Origin of the sequence: Tropicimonas sp. S265A (assembly GCF_049800835.1) — a bacterium.
GTDB lineage: Bacteria > Pseudomonadota > Alphaproteobacteria > Rhodobacterales > Rhodobacteraceae > Dinoroseobacter.
The window spans coordinates 1,315,255-1,333,317 of record NZ_JBNAFU010000001.1; the positions used below are offsets into that span (position 1 = coordinate 1,315,255).

Here is an 18,063-nt window from a genome sequence, read left to right on the forward strand (position 1 = left end):
AGACCGCCGAAAAACGCGCTCTAGCCGGGCACGCTCCGCCGTCCCTCGCGCAACCATGCGGCAATCGTCAGGGCAGCGACCAGCGCCAGGAACAACCAGGCCGCAATCAACGGCGAGATGCGCAAATCGGTCGTCAGCGCCGCCTCGCGCGGGGTCAGGCCGATCCAGCCGCGGCCGGCGGCGTTGCGCCCCTCGCCCACATCGCGCAGGCGTGGGGACCCGGCCTCCAGCGGCACAACACCCCCGCGTGTCCCGTCGATCAGCGGCGCCAGCTTGTCGCCGCTTGCAATGGTTTCCTCGAACTCGCGCGGGGCCGCGGGCCCAAGCGCCACGACCGTCTCCAACAGGCCATCGGTCAGGCGATACAGCCCCGGTTCGGGCGCCTCGAACTCCGCCCGCCAGCGCCCGGGCGTGACCTCTTCCAGCGGCAGGACGATCTCGGTGCCATCGGGGCCGACGACCGTGACCTCACGCCCCTCGGCCTCTTCCAGCGCGCGGCGGGTGATGGTCATGGTCTGCCCCTCGGCGGTGGCGACAAGCGCCTCCTCCTCCAGTTCGGGCTCCTTCATCATCCAATGCGCCAGACGGCGCAGCAGTTCGAGTTGCGGCCCACCGCCCTCATAGCCGCGTGACCACAGCCAGGCGTGGTCCGAGGCCAGCAGCGCGACGCGCCCCTCGCCGACCCGGTCGAGGATCAGCAAGGGCCGATCCCCCGGTCCGGTCATCACCACGTCGCCCGCCACTGGCTCAACCTCGATCAGACGGAACCAGCGGCCCCAGGGCGTCTCGTCCTCCTGCAGATCGGGGGGGGCGAGCCCCTCGGTCACCGGGTGGCGTTCGCCCAGATCGGAAATGGCCGGCGTGAAACCTTCCTCCAGCACCTGCGCCGTGGGCGCACCGGGCAGGATATCGGCCAGCGGCGAGCGATAGATGGAGTTGGCGGACGCAAAATCCGGACCCGCCGCGACTAGCACCGCGCCGCCCGAGTCGACGTAGCGCGAGATGTTGTCGAGGTAGATCTGCGGCAGGATGCCCCGCCGCCGGTAGCGGTCGAAGATGATCAGATCGAAGTCTTCGATCTTCTCCAGGAACAGTTCCCGCGTCGGGAACGCGATCAGCGACAATTCCGAGACCGGCACGCCATCCTGTTTCTCGGGCGGGCGCAGGATGGTGAAATGCACCAGATCAACCGCCGAGTCCGATTTAAGAAGGTTGCGCCACGTGCGCTCCCCGGCATGGGGCTCGCCCGAGACCAGCAACACCCGCAGCCGGTCACGCACCCCGTTGATCTGAACCACCGCGGCGTTGTTGCGATCTGTCAACTCGCCCTCGGCCTCCGGCACGGACAGTTGCACCACGTTCGTGCCGCCATGTTCCAGCTCCAGCGGGATGGTAATCTCGCGGCCCGTGGGCACCTGCACCTGCACCGCCGTCCCGCCATCGATGGCGATGGACAGCGGCACCGGGCCGCGCGCGCCGGCAGGCACGTCGCCCGCGTCCTCGATCCGCAGGGTCAGTTGCAATTCCTCGCCCAGAATGCCGAAGGCGGGGGCGGTCACAAGCTCCAAGCGGCGGTCCCAGTCGCTCTCCCGTCCGGTCAGGAGCAGGTGCACGGGCGCGGGCAACGCGGGGGCGGGCCCAAGGTCATGGATCTGACCGTCGCTGATTACCACCACCCCGGCCAATCGCGCTTGCGGGATCTCCGCCAGCGCCTCCGTCATGCGCCCCAGAACCAGCGAGCCTGCATTATCGTCGCCATCCGACACCCGCACGACCCGCAACTCGGTGTTGCCGCGCGCCTCGACCTCCGCAGTCAGGTCGGCCAACGCCGTCTCGGTCTGTTCGGCCCGGTCGGAAATGCGCTGGCTCGCGGTGTCATCGACGACGACAAGCACGATGTCCGACAACGGGCTCAGGTCTTCCTCCTGCAGGGACGGGTTCGCCAGGGCCAGCAACAATGCGGCCGTGGCCAGCGCGCGCACCCATGCCCCGAGTAGCCCGCGCGCCCCGGCAAAGGCCAGCAACACCGCCATGATCAGCGCCAGCGCGGCCAGCGCCGCCCAGGGCAGATAGGGGTCGAAGATTACGGTGCCTTGCGTCATTGGCCCAGCCTTTCGAGCAACGCAGGCACGTGGACCTGATCGGATTTGTAGTTGCCGGTCAGCACGTGCATGATCAGGTTCACGCCGAACCGATACGCCAGCTCGCGCTGCTGACGGCCCGAGAACCCCCGTCCGATCGGGGTCATCGCGCGCCCATCCTCGGACACGGCCCAGGCCGCCGCCCAGTCATTGCCGCCGATGACCACCGGCGTCACCCCGTCATTCAGGTTGCGAAACGGCATCCCCTCCACCTGTTCGGCATCAGGCGGCGCGGCCTCCACCCACAACGTCCGCGACGTGAAGCGGCCCGGGAAATCCTGCAAGAGGTAGAAGGTCCGCGTCAGAACATGGTCCGCCGGCAGCGGCTCCAGCGGCGGCACGTCCAGCGGCGCGGCCAGCCGGCGCAAGGTGCGCATGCCCGGCGTGTCCGAGTTGAACTGCCCCACATCCGCATCACGCGTATCGAACAGGATCATCCCGCCCCCACGCAAGTAACGGTTCAGCTTGGCGTACGCCTCTGCGGTGGGCAATTGCTGCCGGTCCGTCACCGGCCAGTAGAGAAACGGGAAAAATGCCAGCTCGTCCGTCTCGATATTGACCGAGATCGGGTCCGACGGCTCGATCGAGGTGCGGTTCATCAAGACCTGGCTCAGGCCGCGCAGGCCCGCAAAGGCAAGCTCGTCCACCCGCGTGTCGCCGGTGATGACATGGGCCAGCACGACATCCGTCGTGGCCAGCAGCGCCAGTGCGTCATCCTCGCCCGGCGTCTCCTGCGCCATGCCCGGGGTGGCGGTCGCGCTGCCCAGCGCAACCCCGATCACCAGCGCTGCCGCCGCGGCCCCCTTGGCAGCGCCCGACCGCAAGCGCCCCGACAACCACAGGGCGGCCAGAATATCGACAGCCAGCAACAGCAAGGCGGCCGTCAGAAGCCAGCCGGCAAGCGGTTGATCCCGCGTCGCCTCAAGCCCCTCCACCTCGATCCGCGCGGGCCAGCTTGAGGCCGCAAGCTCCGTCTCGGCGGTCATGACGTTGCGTGCAATCACCCTGTCGCTCCCTGAATAAAGGCCCGGCGGCACGTCCGCGCCCAGCGGCGCTTCGGCCAGCACCTCGCCCGCAATGCCCGCCAGCTGGCCCGCATCTTCGAGCGTGCCGAACGGCCCAAGCCGCTGCTCGGGAATCCATGTCGTGCCCGCCAGGGCCTCGGCCGTCAACGCCGCCGGGCGCGAGGACACCGCCATCCGCTCCAGCATCTGCACGAACAGCCCCGACAACGGCAGCGTCGACCACTCGGCATTGGCGGTCACATGCATCAACACGACCTGCCCCTGCCCCAGCGCCTTGCGCGTGACCAGTGGCGTGCCATCGGTCAGCGAGGCGATGACCCGCTGCGGCAGGTCCGGATCTGGCTGCGCCATCACCTGCGCCGACACCACCACGTCAGACGGGATCGGCAGGCCATAAAACGGCGAGGTTTCAGCAAAAGCGCGCAGCGTCTTGGGCTCGCCCCAGCTCATCGCGCCACCGACGGACCGCCCGCCCGCGCGCAGGCGCACCGGCAAAAGCGGGTCTTCCTCAGCCCGCGACACTTCCGATGCGGCCAGTCTCGGCCCGGCAAACCGCAGCAGCAATCCGCCCTGCTCCACCCAGTCTGTCAGACCGCGTGCCTCGGCTTCGGCCAGTTGCGCGACATCCGCAAGGATCACCACATCCGGGTTGGCCAGCAGGGCATCCGCAAACGGCACCTCCAGCAGGTCAGCGGTCGGGGCCAAGGCCCGGCGCAAGTAGTGCAACGGCGTCAGCAGCTCCAGCCCCTCGCGGTCATCGCGACCGGTAAACAGCGCGATCTCGCGGCGCCGCAACCCGTCATCAGCCAAGGCCACGGCCCCTGCGGTCGGCTGGCCCGGAATTTCAAACTGCGTGATCCGATTGCGCAACTCCGGCGGCAGGTCGAACACCGCCGCCACCTCGCCAGCACCCTCGTCGAACGCCACCTCGGCGCGGCCCAGTTCGCGGCTTATTCCGTTCGGCCCCGGACCGCGTGCTATTACCGTTATCTCCGCGCTTGTGCTGCCGGTGTTGCGCAGCACATCGACGGTCACGCCTTCGGTCTCGATCACCGGCGGTCGCAACGCATAGGCAACACGCGGGCTTTCGAACACCCGGACCGTGCCGCGCGCTTCGAACGCTGCCAACAGGGAGTCCCGCCCTGCATAAGCCAGCCCGTCCGACATCCAGAAGGTGTCGAAGCTCCCTTCCACCTGCTCCAGCCAGTCGGAGACCTCCTCGGCGTTGACCGGCCAGGGCCGCGGGTCCACACCCGCGAGACGCGCGCGTAACTCCTCGGGCGCGCCAAAGGCGATCTCGGGCGCGGGCAGATCGGTCAGTTGCACCAGGGCCACGGGCCGTCCATCCCGCGCGGCCTCCGACAGGATCGCATCGATCCGCTCGCGGCGCGCGCCCCAATCCCGGGCCGAGGCCCAGCTGGCATCCGCGACCACCAGCAGCGGCCCTGATCCGGGCGTGCGCTCATCCGGGTTCAGGATCGGCCCGGCAAACCCGATGATCATCGCCGCCACGGCCAACGCCCGCAGCAGAAGCAGCCACCAGGGCGTCTTGTCGGTTTCGCTTTCGGGATCTTCCAGCCCTAACAACAACGCCACCCCGGGGAACCGGCGCGTGATCGGCGCGGGCGGGACCGCACGCAGGATCAGCCACAGGATCGGCAAAGCCACCAGCAGGGCCAGAAGCCACGGCGTGGCAAAGGCGATGGGCCCGATTGCAAACATCAGCGCACCCTCTCCAGCGCATGGTACAGCCAGAGGAGCGCCTCTTCGGGCGCATGGTCGGTATGGTGAATGTCCAGCCGCCAGCCCGTGCGGCGGCACAAGGTTTCAAGCGCATCCTTCCGCGCGGCCAGCCGTTCGATATACGCCTCGCGCAGCCCCTTGGCCTTCAGCGTCTCGAACCGGATCGCGCCGGACATCGACTCGAACACCGTCCGCCCATCGTAGGGGAACGCCTCTTCATCCGGATCGAGGATCATCACCAGCGCGCCCTTCACGCCGCGATCCGCAGCCGTGGTCAGCGCTTTTTCCACACCCGCCGTATCGCCCAGAAAATCCGACAGGAACACCGCGCGCGCGCCCGATGGCATTTCCGAGAAAACCGGGCTGCCGTAGTCATCAGGCTCCGCCGGGTCCATCAGGGCCTGCGACAGACGCAAAAGCTGCACATTGCCAGCCTTGGGCGGCTCAAACAACGTGGTCAGCCCCACGCGCTCCCCCGACCGTATCGCCAGGATCGCCAGCGCCATTGACAGGGTCTGCGCGCGGCGCAGCTTCGACGGACGGTCGCGCCCGCCGGTAAACGCCATCGAGGCGGAATCGTCGACCCACAGCATCAGCGACTGTGCCGCCTGCCATTCCTTCTCGCGCACGAACGGCGTGTCGGCCCGCGCCGACCGGCGCCAGTCAATCGCCCGTACGCCGTCACCGACCTCTGCCGGGCGGTACTGCCAGAACTCGTCACCCATCCCTGACCGCCTGCGCCCGTGATGGCCCAGCATGATCGTCGCGGCCAGATGCTCGGCCTCCAGCATCAGCGGAGGCAGCGTGCCCGAAACCGTCTCGGACCTGTGGCGCAGGCTGTCAGGGGTGTGAAGCGCCTCGGAGACTCTTGTCCGGCTCACGCGGCCTGCTCGATCCGGGTCACGGACCGGGTCACCGCGTCGATGACCTCCTCCAGGACGACACCCTCGGCGCGTGCCGCGAAACTCAACGCCATCCGGTGCGACAGGATCGGACGCGCCAGGGCGGCGACATCCTCGGCTGACGGGGCCAGGCGCCCGTCCAGAAGGGCGCGCGCCCGTGCGCACAGCATGAGCGACTGCGCCGCGCGCGGCCCGGGGCCCCACGCCACGGATTTCGACACCACGTCCAGCGCCTCGGACTCGTTCGGGCGGCAGGAGCGGACCAGGTCCAGGATCATCTCGACCACCGTGTCGCCAACAGGCATCCGGCGCACGACGTCCTGCGCGCGGATCAGTTCTTCGCCGGTGAACACCGCATGGGCCTTGCCCGCCTCGATCCCCGTGGTGGCCATCAGGATGCCCTTCTCGGTCTCGCGGTCGGGGTATTCCACATCGATCCGCAGCAGGAACCGGTCCAGCTGTGCCTCGGGCAGCGGATAGGTGCCCTCCTGTTCGATCGGGTTCTGCGTGGCCAGCACATGGAAGGGCGCAGGCAGCGGGCGGTGGTCGCCCGCGACGGTCACTTCCTTTTCCTGCATCGCCTGCAGCAAGGCCGATTGCGTCCGGGGCGAGGCGCGGTTGATCTCGTCGGCCATCAGAAGCTGGCAGAAAATCGGGCCCTCCAGAAACCGGAACGACCGGGCACCGTCGGCGGCGGTTTCCAGCACCTCTGATCCCAGAATATCCGCCGGCATCAGGTCCGGCGTGAACTGCACGCGATTCGCGCTCAGGCCCATGACCGTGCTCAGCGTGTCGACGAGCAGGGTCTTGCCCAGCCCCGGCAACCCCATCAACAGGGCATGTCCACCCGAGAGCATCGCGTTGAGCGAAAGGTCCACAACCGTCGGTTGCCCAATGATTTGTGTCCCGATGGAGGCCTTGGCATCCGCCAGCTTGGCGCCCAGGGTTTCGATCTCCGCGACCAGATTCTCGTCAGACATTCAGCCCTCCTTGTGACGCCATTGGTGACTTCCATCTAAAAGACATATTATCCGGGTGACAAATGACAAAAATAATAGGGATGAAATACGCGTGACCCCAACCGCCGATGGCTTGGCCAATGCCGCCCGTGCCGCCTCGAAAAAAGGCCCTCCGCCCGTGCACCTCTGGAACCCGCCATTTTGTGGCGATCTGGACATGCGGATCGCGCGTGACGGAACCTGGTTTTACAACGGCACGCCAATCGGGCGCGCGCCTCTGGTGCGGCTGTTTTCTTCGATCCTGAAACTGGAGGACGGCAAGTATTTCCTCGTCACCCCGGTCGAAAAGGTTGGCATCACGGTCGAGGACGCGCCGTTCGTTGCGCTGGATTTCGAGGTCGACACGCCCGGCCCCGATCAGGTGATCCGCTTCACCACCCATGTCGGAGACGAAACCGCCGCCGGGCCGGACAACCCGATCCGTGTCAGCCGCGACCCCGAGACCGGCGAGCCGTCTCCTTACGTTCATGTGCGCCGCGGGTTGGAGGCGCTGATCGACCGGAAGAGCTTCTACCGGCTTGTCGAAATTGGAACGGTCCAAATGCACGAAGGGGCCAATTGGTTCGGCGTGCGCTCTGCCGGCGTGTTTTTCCCGATCCAGCTGGCGGCGGAGCTCGCCTGATCGAGGGTTTGACCCGTGACTTTGTCACCGACAGGTATGCTACAAAATGTAAAAAGCAGGTTCCGAGAGTGCTGCAAAATGTACAAACCCGCCTGCGCATTACCAAAAGGTTTCCGATGATCCCCGCTCGCTTTGCCCCGTCTCTTTTCGCCCTGATCCTGTCCGGCGTGATGTCCTGCGTTGTCTCGGGCGTCGTCAGCCTCAAGGCGCTCGGCCCCGTCGACGGCTTTCTCGGCATCTGGATTGAGGCATGGCTTTTCGCCTGGGCGGTGGCGTTTCCGTCCGCGTTGCTCGTCGCCCCCGTGGCCCGAAAGCTGGTCGCGCGGCTGACCATCAGCCCCGAAAAACCCTAGTTTTTCCGATTATTTTCAGGCATTTGACGCCACTCTCCAGGCGCAAGTCCTTCAAGGCTCCAGCTGCCGATCCGCCACCGCACGAGACGCAAGCACGGACATCCAACAGTCGCACACATGCGTCGGACCTGTCGGTTCTTGCCCTCGGTGATGGTCAACTCAATCCAACTATCGGGCACCGTCTTTCGCACACGTACCGGAGGGGTTCGCGGCCACAGATCGGGCGCGGGCACCGCGCGCACCTTGGCCGGGCGGGTTCGCCCGTCCTTCAGCATAACCCCTTGTTTTAAAGCAGATAACGCAGCCTCATCCGGGGCACCTTCAACCTGTACCAGATAGGTTTTCGGCAGCTTGGCCTTGGGTGAGGCGATCCGCGCCTGCAGCTTGCCATTGTCGGTCAACAGCAGCAGCCCCTCACTGTCCCGGTCCAGCCGACCCGCTGCATAAACCTTTGGAATATCAATGTAATCCGCCAAGCCCGGCCACCCCCCTTCGGACGTGAACTGGCTCAACACGTTCATCGGCTTGTTGAACGCAATCAGCATCCCATCAGTGCGCTTCGGCCCAGCTTGCCCCCTGCCCCGCATCGACAATCAGCGGCACGTCAAGCTTCACCGCAGGCTCTGCCGCGCCCTCCATCACCTCGCGCACACGGCTAACCACTTGATCTACAGCGTTTTCTTCGACCTCAAAGATCAGTTCATCGTGCACCTGCAACAACATCTTGCACGGCATCCCGTCGATCGCATCCGGCATTCGGATCATGGCGCGTCGGATGATATCCGCCGCCGTCCCCTGAATCGGCGCATTGATTGCCGCGCGTTTGGCAAACCCGGCGCCGGGCCCCTTGGCATTGATCTCGGGCGTATGGATCTTGCGCCCGAACAGAGTCTCTACGTATTTGTTTTCCTTGGCAAAAGTGGTCGTGTCATCCATGTATTGCCGAATGCCGGGGAAGCGTTCGAAATAGGTGTCGATAAAGGTCTTTGCCTGATCGCGTGGGATGCGCAGGTTCCGCGCCAGACCGAAGGCAGAGATGCCATAGATCACGCCGAAATTGATGGCTTTCGCCTTTCGGCGGACATCGGACGTCATCTCCTCCAGCGGGACGTCGAACATTTCGGACGCCGTCATCGCGTGAATATCCAGCCCCTCGCGAAACGCGGTTTTCAGCGCATCAATCCCCGCGATATGCGCAAGGATCCGCAATTCGATCTGCGAATAGTCCAGCGAAATCAGCACATTGCCTGGCTCCGCAACGAATGCCTCGCGAATGCGGCGGCCTTCCTCGGTGCGGATCGGAATGTTTTGCAGGTTCGGATCGGTGGAAGCCAAACGCCCTGTGTTCGCCCCAGCAATCGAGTAGGACGTGTGCACGCGCCCGGTCTCGGGGTTGATGTGATCCTGCAGCGCATCGGTGTAGGTCGATTTCAGCTTGGAAAGCTGCCGCCAGTCCAGAACCCGGCCGGGTAGATCATGCTCGGTCGCCAGATCCTCCAGCACATCCGCAGGCGTTGACCATTTGCCGGATTTGCCCTTCTTGCCCCCTTCGAAGCCCATCTTTTCAAACAGAATTTCGCCAAGCTGGGCCGGGCTGCCCACGTTGAAGCTTTGCCCGGCAAGCTCATGAATTTCCGCCTCAAGCCCCGCCATTTTCTGGGCGAAGGCGTTCGACATGCGGCTCAGCGTGTCGCGGTCCACCTTGATCCCCGACATTTCCATGCCCGCCAGAACCGGCACCATGGGCCGCTCCAGCCGCTCGTAGACACGGGTCACCTGCGCGCTGTGCAGCCGGGGTTTCAGCAGTTGCCACAGCCGCAAGGTGATATCGGCATCCTCCGCTGCATAGGGCGCGGCCTTGTCGATCGGGACGCGATCAAAGGTGATCGCGGATTTTCCAGTGCCTAGCAAGTCCTTGATCGGAATGGGAATATGATCGAGATATCGCTCACTCAGCGCATCCATCCCGTGCCCGTGCAGTCCCGCATTCAGTGCGTAGGAGATCAACATCGTGTCATCGGTCGGCGCAACCGTGATGCCGTTGCGCGCGAAGATCTTGAAGTCGTATTTCATGTTCTGACCGATCTTCAGAACACTTGGATCCTCCAGCATCGGCTTCAGCAGGTTCAGCGCTTCGTCAAAATCCATCTGTTCCTCGGCCAGCGCATCCCCACCGAACAACCCTTCGCCCGCCTCAGCCGTGTGGGTCAGGGGCAGATAGGCCGCCTCCCCCGGTTCGACACACAGGCAAACCCCCACAAGATCGGCGCGCATTTCGTTCAAGGCGGTCGTCTCGGTGTCCACCGCCACGTACCCGCGCGCGAACGCCTTTGCGATCCACTGCTGCAAGGTGCCTGCGTCACGGATGATGGAGTAGCCGGCTGGATCAATGGGGGGCATCTCGGGAGCAACGGGGGTGTCCGGGGCATTTGGCGCGACCTCAGGGATGGCGGGTGCTTCCACCTCCAGCGCCGCAGCAATCCGTTTGGACAGCGTGCGAAACTCCATTTCCGCAAGGAATTCCAAAAGCTTGTCCGGATCGGGCTCGCGCACCTCCAGATCATCCAGCGTGAAGTCGAGGGTCATCTCGCAATCCAGTTGCACGAGGCGCTTGGAGAGCTCAATCTGCGCGCGGTGGTCGATCAGGGTCTGTTTGCGCTTGGGCTGCTTGATCTCATCCGCGCGGTCCAGAAGCTCCTCCAGCGAGCCGAATTCGTTGATCAATAGCGCTGCCGTTTTTACCCCAATCCCCGGCGCACCCGGCACGTTGTCCACACTGTCACCCGCCAGCGCCTGAACATCGACAACCCGCTCCGGCCCAACGCCGAATTTCTCAAACACCCCATCGCGGTCGATGCGCCGGTTCTTCATCGCGTCGAGCATTTCAACCCCGTCGCCAACCAACTGCATCAGGTCCTTGTCCGAACTGATGATCGTGACCTGCCCGCCCGCATCACGCGCCTGACAGGCGAGGGTGGCGATGATGTCATCGGCCTCAAAACCCTCCATCTCCTGGCAGGCGATGTTGAAGGCATGGGTGGCCGTACGGGTCAGTGGGATCTGGGGGCGCAGGTCTTCGGGCATGGCCTCGCGATTGGCCTTGTACTGGTCGTACATCTCGTTGCGGAACGTGTGGCTGCCCTTGTCGAAAATCACTGCCACATGGGTCGGCGCGTCGGGCCCGGTGTTCCCCTCCACATAGCGCTGGAGCATGTTGCAAAACCCCGAAACCGCGCCGATCGGCAGTCCGTCAGACTTCCGCGTCAGCGGTGGCAATGCATGATAGGCCCTGAAAATAAAGGCCGACCCATCGATCAGATGCAGATGATGCCCTTTGCCGAATGCCATGCCAGCCCCCTTGCTTCGCCGCGCCTCTCGCAGGGATATAAGCTTCGTACCGGATTGGCGAGGGGGTCAGAGCGGGCGGGGCGCGGCTTGCGCGAGATGGATGAAGATCGCAACGAAGAACACGAGGCTCGCGACCATCACGAACGCGTGCCAGATGGTGTTGTGATATCGCATCCGGCATGCCAGCAGAAACGGGACGCCCGCTGAATAGAGGACACCGCCAAGCACCATAAGGACAACAACCGGCGTGGAAAGATCGGCGATAAGGTCACGTCCGCCGAACACGACGGCCCAGCCCATGCCCAGACACAACACGACCCCAGGCAGGATGGAGTCGTGCTTTTTCAGAAGCATGATGCCGATGCCAAGGGCGGCGCCTGCCCAGATCGTCGCCAACATCGACAACCCGGATCCCGATAGCAGTGCAAAGGGCGTGTAGGTTGCTGCGATCTTGACGTAGATCGCCCCATGATCGAGCGCGCGCAGTGTCGGCGTCCAGTCAGGCACCCGCAGGTGATTGTAGAGAAACGAACAGGAGATCATCGCAATCAGGCTGCTGCCATAGAGCGCGATCCCGGCCTGTGCTGCGTCTCCTGCGCCCCAGACCGCGGCCATCGTCATGAGTACGGGAACCGCAGCAAGGGCAGCCACGAGGGCAACGAGGTGGACCAAGGCATCGCTGCGCCGTTCACCAACCGAGCACAACAAACAAACACGAGGGGCACACGCCATACTCAACCGTACGGGCGGGCGCAACGCGGGCAAACTCAGGGAAGTGACGCAGCGCTGATCTGCCGCGCGTATCAGCTGTCCGCGACTTTGTCCTCGTGGCCCTTCAGAATGAACCGTTTGTCGCAATAGCCGCATTCAACGTAGCCGATCTCAGGCGCAATGCTGAGCCAGACACGCGGATGCCCAAGCGCCCCCTCTCCGCCATCGCAAGCGACGCGTTTGGTCTCGACAATCTCGGTTTCGGGAACGGGGATGCTCATCGGTGGCGCCTATCTGCTTGCCGCGGGGTCGCCCCCGCCATAGATCGGGGGCAACCTGACAAAAACGGGCCGCCCCGGCAAGGGCTTGTGGAAGGACGCCATGTCACAGGACGCAATACGGATCGAAGGGTTGCGCAAGACCTATCGGGGAAGCGGCACTCAACCCCCGAAAGAGGCCCTCAAGGGTATTGACCTGAAAATCCGGGCCGGGTCGATCTTTGGGTTGCTGGGCCCCAACGGCGCCGGAAAATCAACCCTGATCAACATCCTCGCTGGCCTCGTGACGAAATCCTCCGGGCGGGTCGAAATCTGGGGCTTTGATCAGGATGTGAACCCGCGCCAGAGCCGCGCCGCCATCGGCGTGATGCCCCAGGAATTGAACCTCGACCCGTTTTTCACCCCGCGCGGCGCGCTCGACGTGCAGGCGGGACTGTACGGCGTACCAAGGTCGGAGCGACGCACGGATGACATCCTCGAACTGATCGGGCTGACCGACAAGGCCGATGCCTATGCACGGTCGCTGTCAGGGGGGATGCGACGACGGCTTTTGCTGGGCAAGGCCCTCGTTCACTCCCCACATGTGCTGGTGCTGGACGAGCCGACCGCCGGCGTGGACATCGAGTTGAGGCAAATGCTGTGGCGGAATGTGCGCAAGCTCAATGAACAGGGCATGACGATCATTCTGACCACGCATTACCTCGAAGAGGCGGAGGAGATGTGCGATGAGATCGCGATCATAAATCACGGAGACAAGATCGCGCAGGACGCGACCTCGCACCTGCTGTCCCGGCTCGATGCCAAAACGCTTGTCATAACCCCGGAGGAACACACCGCGGTTGCCGTACCGGCGATCGCGGGGGTGGAGATGAAACAACGGGCGGACGGGGCGCTTCTGTTTTCCTACCGGCGCGGACAGGTTTCCGTGAACACGATCCTTGATGCCGTACGCGATGCGGGCATTCGGATACGCGAACTGGCGAGCGAAGAGCCCGATCTGGAGGACGTATTCGTTGCCCTCACGTCCGGCGCCCATGCGCTCTGACGCTGCGCCGTTCGGCACCCGTCCGCGGCAGCGCGCGGGGCTGAGCGACTGCCGCAGGCGGTCCGAAGCCCCGCGCCGCCCCTAGCCGGCAGGTTGCAGCATCCTTCCAAGTGGGCGGCCGGCCAGAATGTGAACATGCAGGTGCGGCACTTCCTGAATAGCGGCTTCGCCCGCGTTCGAGATCAGCCTGAAGCCCCCATCGGCCACGTCCATCATCTCGCAGACCTGCGCGATGGTCCGTGTGTAGTCGAGGATCTCGGCGTCCGAGGCCTCGGCGGCGAAATGATCATAGGTGACATACGGTCCCTTGGGGATGACCAGAACATGCGTCGGCGCTTGTGGATAGAGGTCGTGAAACGCCAGCGAATGATCCGTCTCCAGCACGGTTTTGTTCGGTATCTCGCCGCGCAGTATCTTGGCGAATACATTCTCGGGATCGTAGGAATAGGGCATCGGGTCCTCAGTCAGAAAACAGGGTATTGGTATCAGCAATAGTGGCAAGGCGCGCTTCAGGCACGCCAAAAAACGCCGCCAGCGCGCGCGTGTTTTCCTCCGGTCCTGCCGTCTCTGAGACCCGAAACGCAGAACCCGGCACAGCTGTCGCAAGGCGCTCGTGCTCCGTAGACAGTTCGCTGCGCAGCGCGGGCAGCAATCTGAAAATCGTCTCAGGCTTCGTCTGATCGCTGATCAGGCCCAAGCGACGCGCGTGGCCCGTCAGATAGGCATCACTATAGAGGCACTCCATCTCGAGAAGCCGCACCCGCATCGCTGACGCGGCAAGGTCATCCACCATCGAACTGGCTGACAGATCAAGGCACAGCACCATGCGGTCTGTCTGAAGCGCCGAAAACAACAGACCTGTCAGGGCACGTCGATGGCGGTTGCGTTTCTTCAGCTGCGTCTCCAATCCACCCAGGTCGGGCAGGTCGCAGCTTTCCTCGTGGAAGACAAAAGCCACCCCGGGTATGCCAAGCGTTTCCCGGGCCCGTCCGAGCAGACGCTTTGCCAGATGCCATTTCTTGGTGGAAATCAAGAGCAATTCCCGGGCGCGATCAGGCTTGCTCTCCTGCCAGAACCGCGGCGCATACCGGCGTCCTTCGCGTCCGCGCCCGGTCAGAAACCGGTGTAGGCGTACGGCTTCATCCGAGACGACGAATGCCGCCTCTGTGTCCTCCCAGACAGCATTCAGCCTTGCCCGCAAGTCGTGTGCTTGTGTTGAGATCTTGCGTGCAAAGAACGCGTCTTGCTGGATAAGAAAATCGTAGTGATCGTTGTAGAAGGTCACCGGCATCCCATAGTCGGTGAACATCAGGCAGGTCGGCGCGCGCCCCGACAACTCCGAGGACGGAACAAGGTGGCGCACGATCGTCTGGAAGAACGTCTCGTCCGGGATCCAAGTCGTCGAAAAAAACTTGGGGATGTCCGGCCGGCTGGCCAGAAACGCAAGAACCTTCTCGATAGTCTCGCGCCGCAGGCACCACCACTGCGACCCGATCATGATCCGCAGGCCTTCGGGCGTCTCGCGTGACAGCTTGAGGCGCCGCTGTGCTTCGAGGCTGGCGTAGAACAACTTCTTTTGACGGCGTTCGTTGAACACATGGCGAAAACGCAGCCGGTCTTCTTTCATTCCGGTGCGGATCCAACCGGAGGTAAAGAAATCCACAGCCTCGATATAATCCCGGTCGGCCGGATCCAAGCGCATCTTTACGAAGGCCGCCGATTTTATCGGCTGGCAATCGCCGGAGATCAGGTAGAAATGGGTCGCATCGCCGAATGTTGCCAGAGCTGTTTGCAGCGTCTCGAGCGTTGCCTTTACGAGGGACCACTCCCCCCATCCACACTTGATACGACGCGGCGCAAAACAGACGTTCGGATGGCCAGCCAACCTGTCTTGCAGGCGCACGAAGTCCGAGTTCGCTCCACGCCCGTCGAAATGGATCGCCACACAATCGCCTTGAGAAACGAGGCGCAACGCCTGGTCAACAATCCGTTCAGGATCCTTGTGGCATAACAGAATGAAGGCAACTTTTGCCACGCAGAGGTCCAGTTCCTGCCGTTTCTGGCGTGTAGAGGTCAGGTGTATACAGATGCAAAGAATTTGATAAATCAATGCATCTTTGGTTAATCAGGCGCGTAGCATGACGGAGAAGAGCAGGTATGGGGTTTCCGGGCACATGGATGACGACAAGCGGCAGCATGATCTACCGCGTGGTGCCCAAATGCGCATGCTCGACCATCGGCCAGATCATGTTCTACAGCGACAATGGCAGCTTTTTCGATGGCGATATCCATGACGCACAGCACGGCCTGCACAAATGGGGCATGGAGGAAAGCCGCCCCGCGATTGAACATGCCGTCAAAGGTGGCGAGACCTTCACCTTCACCTGTGTCCGCAACCCCTACACCCGCATCCTGTCGGCCTTTTTCGACAAGATCTGCGGCATTCAACGCAACGGAAACAGGTATCGCGGAAATCTCGTGCCGATGCTCACCCAGCAATACGGCATCCAGGTCGATGGCGAATTCGATCAGATCGCGAGTTTTCGACGGTTTCTGCTTTTTGCGCGCGACACCATCGCATTTCGCAAACCCATGGACCCGGACATTCACTGGTCTTCGGTTGCAGGCCACGTCAGCACCCTGATCGCGGGCGGCGGACGCTACGACCATGTCTTCTTTACCGAAAAATTCAACGAAGGGATGCAAGCGGTTCTGGATAGCTGCCCGCCGGCGCATGCGGTCGATCCTGCAAACATCCCCAGGTTCAACGAAAGCGAAGGCCACGGTCCGAAGCGTGCGCACCCTGTCGCTGACTACTTCGATGACCTGTCGATGCATCTGATGTACGAGATGTACAAACAGGATTTCGACCTCTTCCAGTACGACTTCGAAGACCCGGGCAACAAGATGCCGAAAGGGCCGGTCGACCTCGAAGAGGTGCACTACAAGCTGGGACCGCGCGCGGCCGCCTGACCCGGGTAAGGGCGCTTACTCGCCAAGGGCGATGCCCTCGCGGCGCGGATCGGCCCCCCCCTGTAGCTGTTCCCCCAGCGCGATCGCGTGCAGGCCGGACGTAAGGGCACGTATGTTGACCTCATACCCCAGATCGACAAGCGGCTCTTCGAGGGCGGCAGCCGCAGTGCCTACTTCGAGATCATAGGTGCCGAACCTGTTGACGAGATGCGGCAGCGCAACGGCCGCCTGCGGGTCCAGCCCCCAGTCAAGATGCGCGACGATTGTCTTTGCCACATACGGGATGATCCGGCTGCCCCCCGGACTGCCGACAACAAGAACCGGCGCACCGTCCCGCAGAACAATCGTCGGCGCCATCGAAGAGCGCGGCCGTTTTCCCGGCGCTACGCGGTTTGCAATGGGCGCGCCGTCCGCATGGGTTCTGAAGGAAAAGTCCGTCAACTCATTGTTCAGAAGAAACCCGCGCACCATCAGTCGCGACCCAAAAGCATTCTCGATCGTCGTCGTCATGGACAGAGCGTTGCCATAGGTATCCACAATCGAAACATGAGAGGTCGAGGGGAGCTCAAGGCTCTCGTCATCCGCCCAGTTCAACGCGTGGTCAAACTCCGGCGCGCCCGGAGTGACCGCCTCAAGAGCCGTGTTGCTGTCCAGCAAGGCGCTGCGGGCCTGCAGGTAGGCAGGCGCCACCAAACCCTGCGTCGGAACGGGTACGAAGTCGCTGTCGGCGATAAAGCGCCCGCGGTCGGCAAAGGCCAGGCGTGAGGCATCGCCGAACAGACGCCACGCCTCTGGCGCATCGGGTCCGAGACCGGCAAGGTCATACGGTTCAAGCATGCCCAGGATCTGCCCGACACTCAAAGCCCCGGACGACGGCGGGCCCATGCCACACACATCCGCACCGCGGTAGGGCACGCAAACAGGCGCGCGCTCCTTCACCTCGTAGATGGCCAGATCGATCAGATCGAGAACCCCCGGATTCCCCGCCGCCGTTCGAACCGCGGAGACGATGTCATGCGCGATCTCGCCAGTATAAAAGGTCGCCGGACCGTGGGCGGCCAGGCTGCGCAACGTCTGTCCGTAAGCGGGATTCCTCAGCAGATCGCCAGCTTCGAGCGGCACACCACCGGGCAGGAAGTACGCAGCTGTGGGCCCGAAACGGGACAGCCGCTCGGCATCCCCGGCGACAAGAGACGCCAGTCGCGGGGAAACCGTGAACCCCTCTTCCGCAAGCGCGATTGCGTCACCGAACAAAAGCGGCCAATCGGCCCGTCCCCATCTCGCGTGTGCCTCGGCCATCAAGGCCGGGGTACCCGGGGTCCCAACCGATAAACCGCCGACCACCGCGTCAAAGAATTGCAGCGGCGCGCCATCCTTGTCCTGAAACAGCGTCGGGCGTGCCGCGAGCGGAGCCGTTTCGCGACCGTCCAGCGTCGTGACCTCCTTTGTCGCGGCATCATACCATACAAGGAACGCGCCGCCGCCCAGACCGGAGCTTTGCGGCTCGACCAGTCCCAGCACGGCCTGGACAGCGACCATCGCATCCGCCGCCGTGCCGCCCGCACGCAGCACGTCAGCGCCTGCTTCGGCGGCCAGAGGATTGGCGGCCGCAACCATCCAGTTCTCAGAAAAAACAGGATCGCCCGCCGCCTTCGAGGCCAACGCGGCATCGGCGGCCGGACTCAGCGATCCGAAGACAACCCCGGCACCGGCAGCTTCAGGGGCTTGGGCGTCAGCGACGTCCTGCGCACCGACGGGAAAGGCGGTTGCTGCGGCACAAAGCACCGCGACTACAAACCGAAATCCATGTGCCATGGGGCCTCCGCTTCGTTGATACATATCACTGTATCACGCTTCGCGCGCTGCCCCACGCAGAACCGAGCGACGTTAACCAAAAATCAGC

15 protein-coding genes are annotated in these 18,063 nt (G+C 63.7%); 4 read left to right on the forward strand and 11 right to left on the reverse strand.

Annotated elements, in window-relative coordinates; all coding sequences use genetic code 11:
- Nucleotides 1-20: 20 nt before the first annotated feature.
- Genes ACP15N_RS06555 through ACP15N_RS06570 form a run of 4 tightly spaced genes read right to left on the reverse strand, consistent with a single transcriptional unit; the run spans nucleotide 21 to nucleotide 6,791 of the window.
- Nucleotides 21-2,102, reverse strand: coding sequence for a hypothetical protein (locus tag ACP15N_RS06555; RefSeq protein ID WP_425091418.1), 2,082 nt, complete (start codon nucleotides 2,100-2,102; stop codon nucleotides 21-23).
- The gene (locus ACP15N_RS06560) at nucleotides 2,099-4,888 is read right to left on the reverse strand and encodes a DUF4159 domain-containing protein (protein WP_425091419.1); all 2,790 of its coding nucleotides are present in this window, start codon (nucleotides 4,886-4,888) and stop codon (nucleotides 2,099-2,101) included. Before ACP15N_RS06560 ends, ACP15N_RS06555 begins: the two co-directional genes overlap by 4 nt.
- Nucleotides 4,888-5,790, reverse strand: coding sequence for a DUF58 domain-containing protein (locus ACP15N_RS06565; RefSeq protein WP_425091420.1), 903 nt, complete (start codon nucleotides 5,788-5,790; stop codon nucleotides 4,888-4,890). The genes ACP15N_RS06560 and ACP15N_RS06565 overlap by 1 nt, the downstream gene beginning before the upstream one ends.
- Nucleotides 5,787-6,791, reverse strand: coding sequence for an AAA family ATPase (locus ACP15N_RS06570; protein ID WP_425091421.1), 1,005 nt, complete (start codon nucleotides 6,789-6,791; stop codon nucleotides 5,787-5,789). The genes ACP15N_RS06565 and ACP15N_RS06570 overlap by 4 nt, the downstream gene beginning before the upstream one ends.
- A gap of 85 nt (nucleotides 6,792-6,876) precedes the next feature.
- On the opposite strand from ACP15N_RS06570, the gene ACP15N_RS06575 reads away from it, so the two are divergent.
- Both ACP15N_RS06575 and ACP15N_RS06580 read left to right on the forward strand, forming a co-directional pair.
- Entirely contained in the window at nucleotides 6,877-7,452 is a 576-nt protein-coding gene (locus tag ACP15N_RS06575; RefSeq protein WP_425091609.1) for a DUF1285 domain-containing protein, read from the forward strand.
- A gap of 116 nt (nucleotides 7,453-7,568) precedes the next feature.
- Entirely contained in the window at nucleotides 7,569-7,805 is a 237-nt protein-coding gene (locus tag ACP15N_RS06580) for a DUF2798 domain-containing protein (protein WP_425091422.1), read from the forward strand.
- On the opposite strand, the gene ACP15N_RS06585 is transcribed toward ACP15N_RS06580, so the two are convergent.
- The 4 genes from ACP15N_RS06585 to ACP15N_RS06600 form a co-directional block, all read right to left on the reverse strand.
- The gene (locus ACP15N_RS06585) at nucleotides 7,802-8,350 is read right to left on the reverse strand and encodes a pseudouridine synthase (RefSeq protein WP_425091423.1); all 549 of its coding nucleotides are present in this window, start codon (nucleotides 8,348-8,350) and stop codon (nucleotides 7,802-7,804) included. The two genes, ACP15N_RS06580 and ACP15N_RS06585, sit on opposite strands and share 4 nt — an antisense overlap.
- A gap of 4 nt (nucleotides 8,351-8,354) precedes the next feature.
- Nucleotides 8,355-11,153: a DNA polymerase I gene (gene polA, locus ACP15N_RS06590; RefSeq protein WP_425091424.1), complete on the reverse strand. Its 2,799-nt coding sequence runs from the start codon at nucleotides 11,151-11,153 to the stop codon at nucleotides 8,355-8,357.
- A gap of 66 nt (nucleotides 11,154-11,219) precedes the next feature.
- Complete coding sequence (trhA, locus tag ACP15N_RS06595) at nucleotides 11,220-11,825, reverse strand: PAQR family membrane homeostasis protein TrhA (protein ID WP_425091425.1); 606 nt, start codon at nucleotides 11,823-11,825, stop codon at nucleotides 11,220-11,222.
- Between the two features lie 131 nt (nucleotides 11,826-11,956).
- Nucleotides 11,957-12,145 (reverse strand): zinc-finger domain-containing protein, encoded by a 189-nt coding sequence (locus ACP15N_RS06600; RefSeq protein WP_425091426.1) that lies wholly within the window; start codon nucleotides 12,143-12,145, stop codon nucleotides 11,957-11,959.
- A gap of 100 nt (nucleotides 12,146-12,245) precedes the next feature.
- Between ACP15N_RS06600 and ACP15N_RS06605 the strand changes: the two genes are divergently transcribed.
- A complete protein-coding gene (locus tag ACP15N_RS06605; protein WP_425091427.1) occupies nucleotides 12,246-13,187 on the forward strand; it encodes an ATP-binding cassette domain-containing protein in 942 nt (313 codons plus the stop codon).
- 81 nt (nucleotides 13,188-13,268) lie between these two features.
- Here the strand turns inward: ACP15N_RS06605 and ACP15N_RS06610 are convergent, their stop codons facing one another.
- Complete coding sequence (locus ACP15N_RS06610) at nucleotides 13,269-13,640, reverse strand: HIT domain-containing protein (RefSeq protein ID WP_425091428.1); 372 nt, start codon at nucleotides 13,638-13,640, stop codon at nucleotides 13,269-13,271.
- Between the two features lie 7 nt (nucleotides 13,641-13,647).
- Nucleotides 13,648-15,222: a DUF5928 domain-containing protein gene (locus ACP15N_RS06615; protein ID WP_425091429.1), complete on the reverse strand. Its 1,575-nt coding sequence runs from the start codon at nucleotides 15,220-15,222 to the stop codon at nucleotides 13,648-13,650.
- Nucleotides 15,223-15,344: 122 nt separating this feature from the next.
- Here ACP15N_RS06615 and ACP15N_RS06620 point away from each other — a divergent pair, with 122 nt between their 5' ends.
- Complete coding sequence (locus ACP15N_RS06620) at nucleotides 15,345-16,160, forward strand: sulfotransferase family protein (RefSeq protein WP_425091430.1); 816 nt, start codon at nucleotides 15,345-15,347, stop codon at nucleotides 16,158-16,160.
- A 15-nt stretch (nucleotides 16,161-16,175) separates the two neighbouring features.
- On the opposite strand, the gene ggt is transcribed toward ACP15N_RS06620, so the two are convergent.
- Nucleotides 16,176-17,975, reverse strand: a complete 1,800-nt coding sequence (ggt, locus tag ACP15N_RS06625; protein WP_425091431.1) for a gamma-glutamyltransferase — start codon at nucleotides 17,973-17,975, stop codon at nucleotides 16,176-16,178.
- Between the last annotated feature and the right edge of the window lie 88 nt (nucleotides 17,976-18,063).

Bases quoted from the DNA above. Each gene is read 5' to 3' on its own strand.
- ACP15N_RS06600 (WP_425091426.1), bottom strand. From the start codon at position 12,145: ATGAGCATCCCCGTTCCCGAAACCGAGATTGTCGAGACCAAACGCGTC.
- ACP15N_RS06585 (WP_425091423.1), bottom strand. From the start codon at position 8,350: ATGCTGATTGCGTTCAACAAGCCGATGAACGTGTTGAGCCAGTTCACG.
- ACP15N_RS06580 (WP_425091422.1), top strand. From the start codon at position 7,569: ATGATCCCCGCTCGCTTTGCCCCGTCTCTTTTCGCCCTGATCCTGTCC.
- ACP15N_RS06620 (WP_425091430.1), top strand. From the start codon at position 15,345: ATGGGGTTTCCGGGCACATGGATGACGACAAGCGGCAGCATGATCTAC.
- ACP15N_RS06560 (WP_425091419.1), bottom strand. From the start codon at position 4,888: ATGTTTGCAATCGGGCCCATCGCCTTTGCCACGCCGTGGCTTCTGGCC.
- ACP15N_RS06605 (WP_425091427.1), top strand. From the start codon at position 12,246: ATGTCACAGGACGCAATACGGATCGAAGGGTTGCGCAAGACCTATCGG.
- polA (WP_425091424.1), bottom strand. From the start codon at position 11,153: ATGGCATTCGGCAAAGGGCATCATCTGCATCTGATCGATGGGTCGGCC.
- ggt (WP_425091431.1), bottom strand. From the start codon at position 17,975: ATGGCACATGGATTTCGGTTTGTAGTCGCGGTGCTTTGTGCCGCAGCA.
- ACP15N_RS06555 (WP_425091418.1), bottom strand. From the start codon at position 2,102: ATGACGCAAGGCACCGTAATCTTCGACCCCTATCTGCCCTGGGCGGCG.
- ACP15N_RS06570 (WP_425091421.1), bottom strand. From the start codon at position 6,791: ATGTCTGACGAGAATCTGGTCGCGGAGATCGAAACCCTGGGCGCCAAG.
- ACP15N_RS06610 (WP_425091428.1), bottom strand. From the start codon at position 13,640: ATGCCCTATTCCTACGATCCCGAGAATGTATTCGCCAAGATACTGCGC.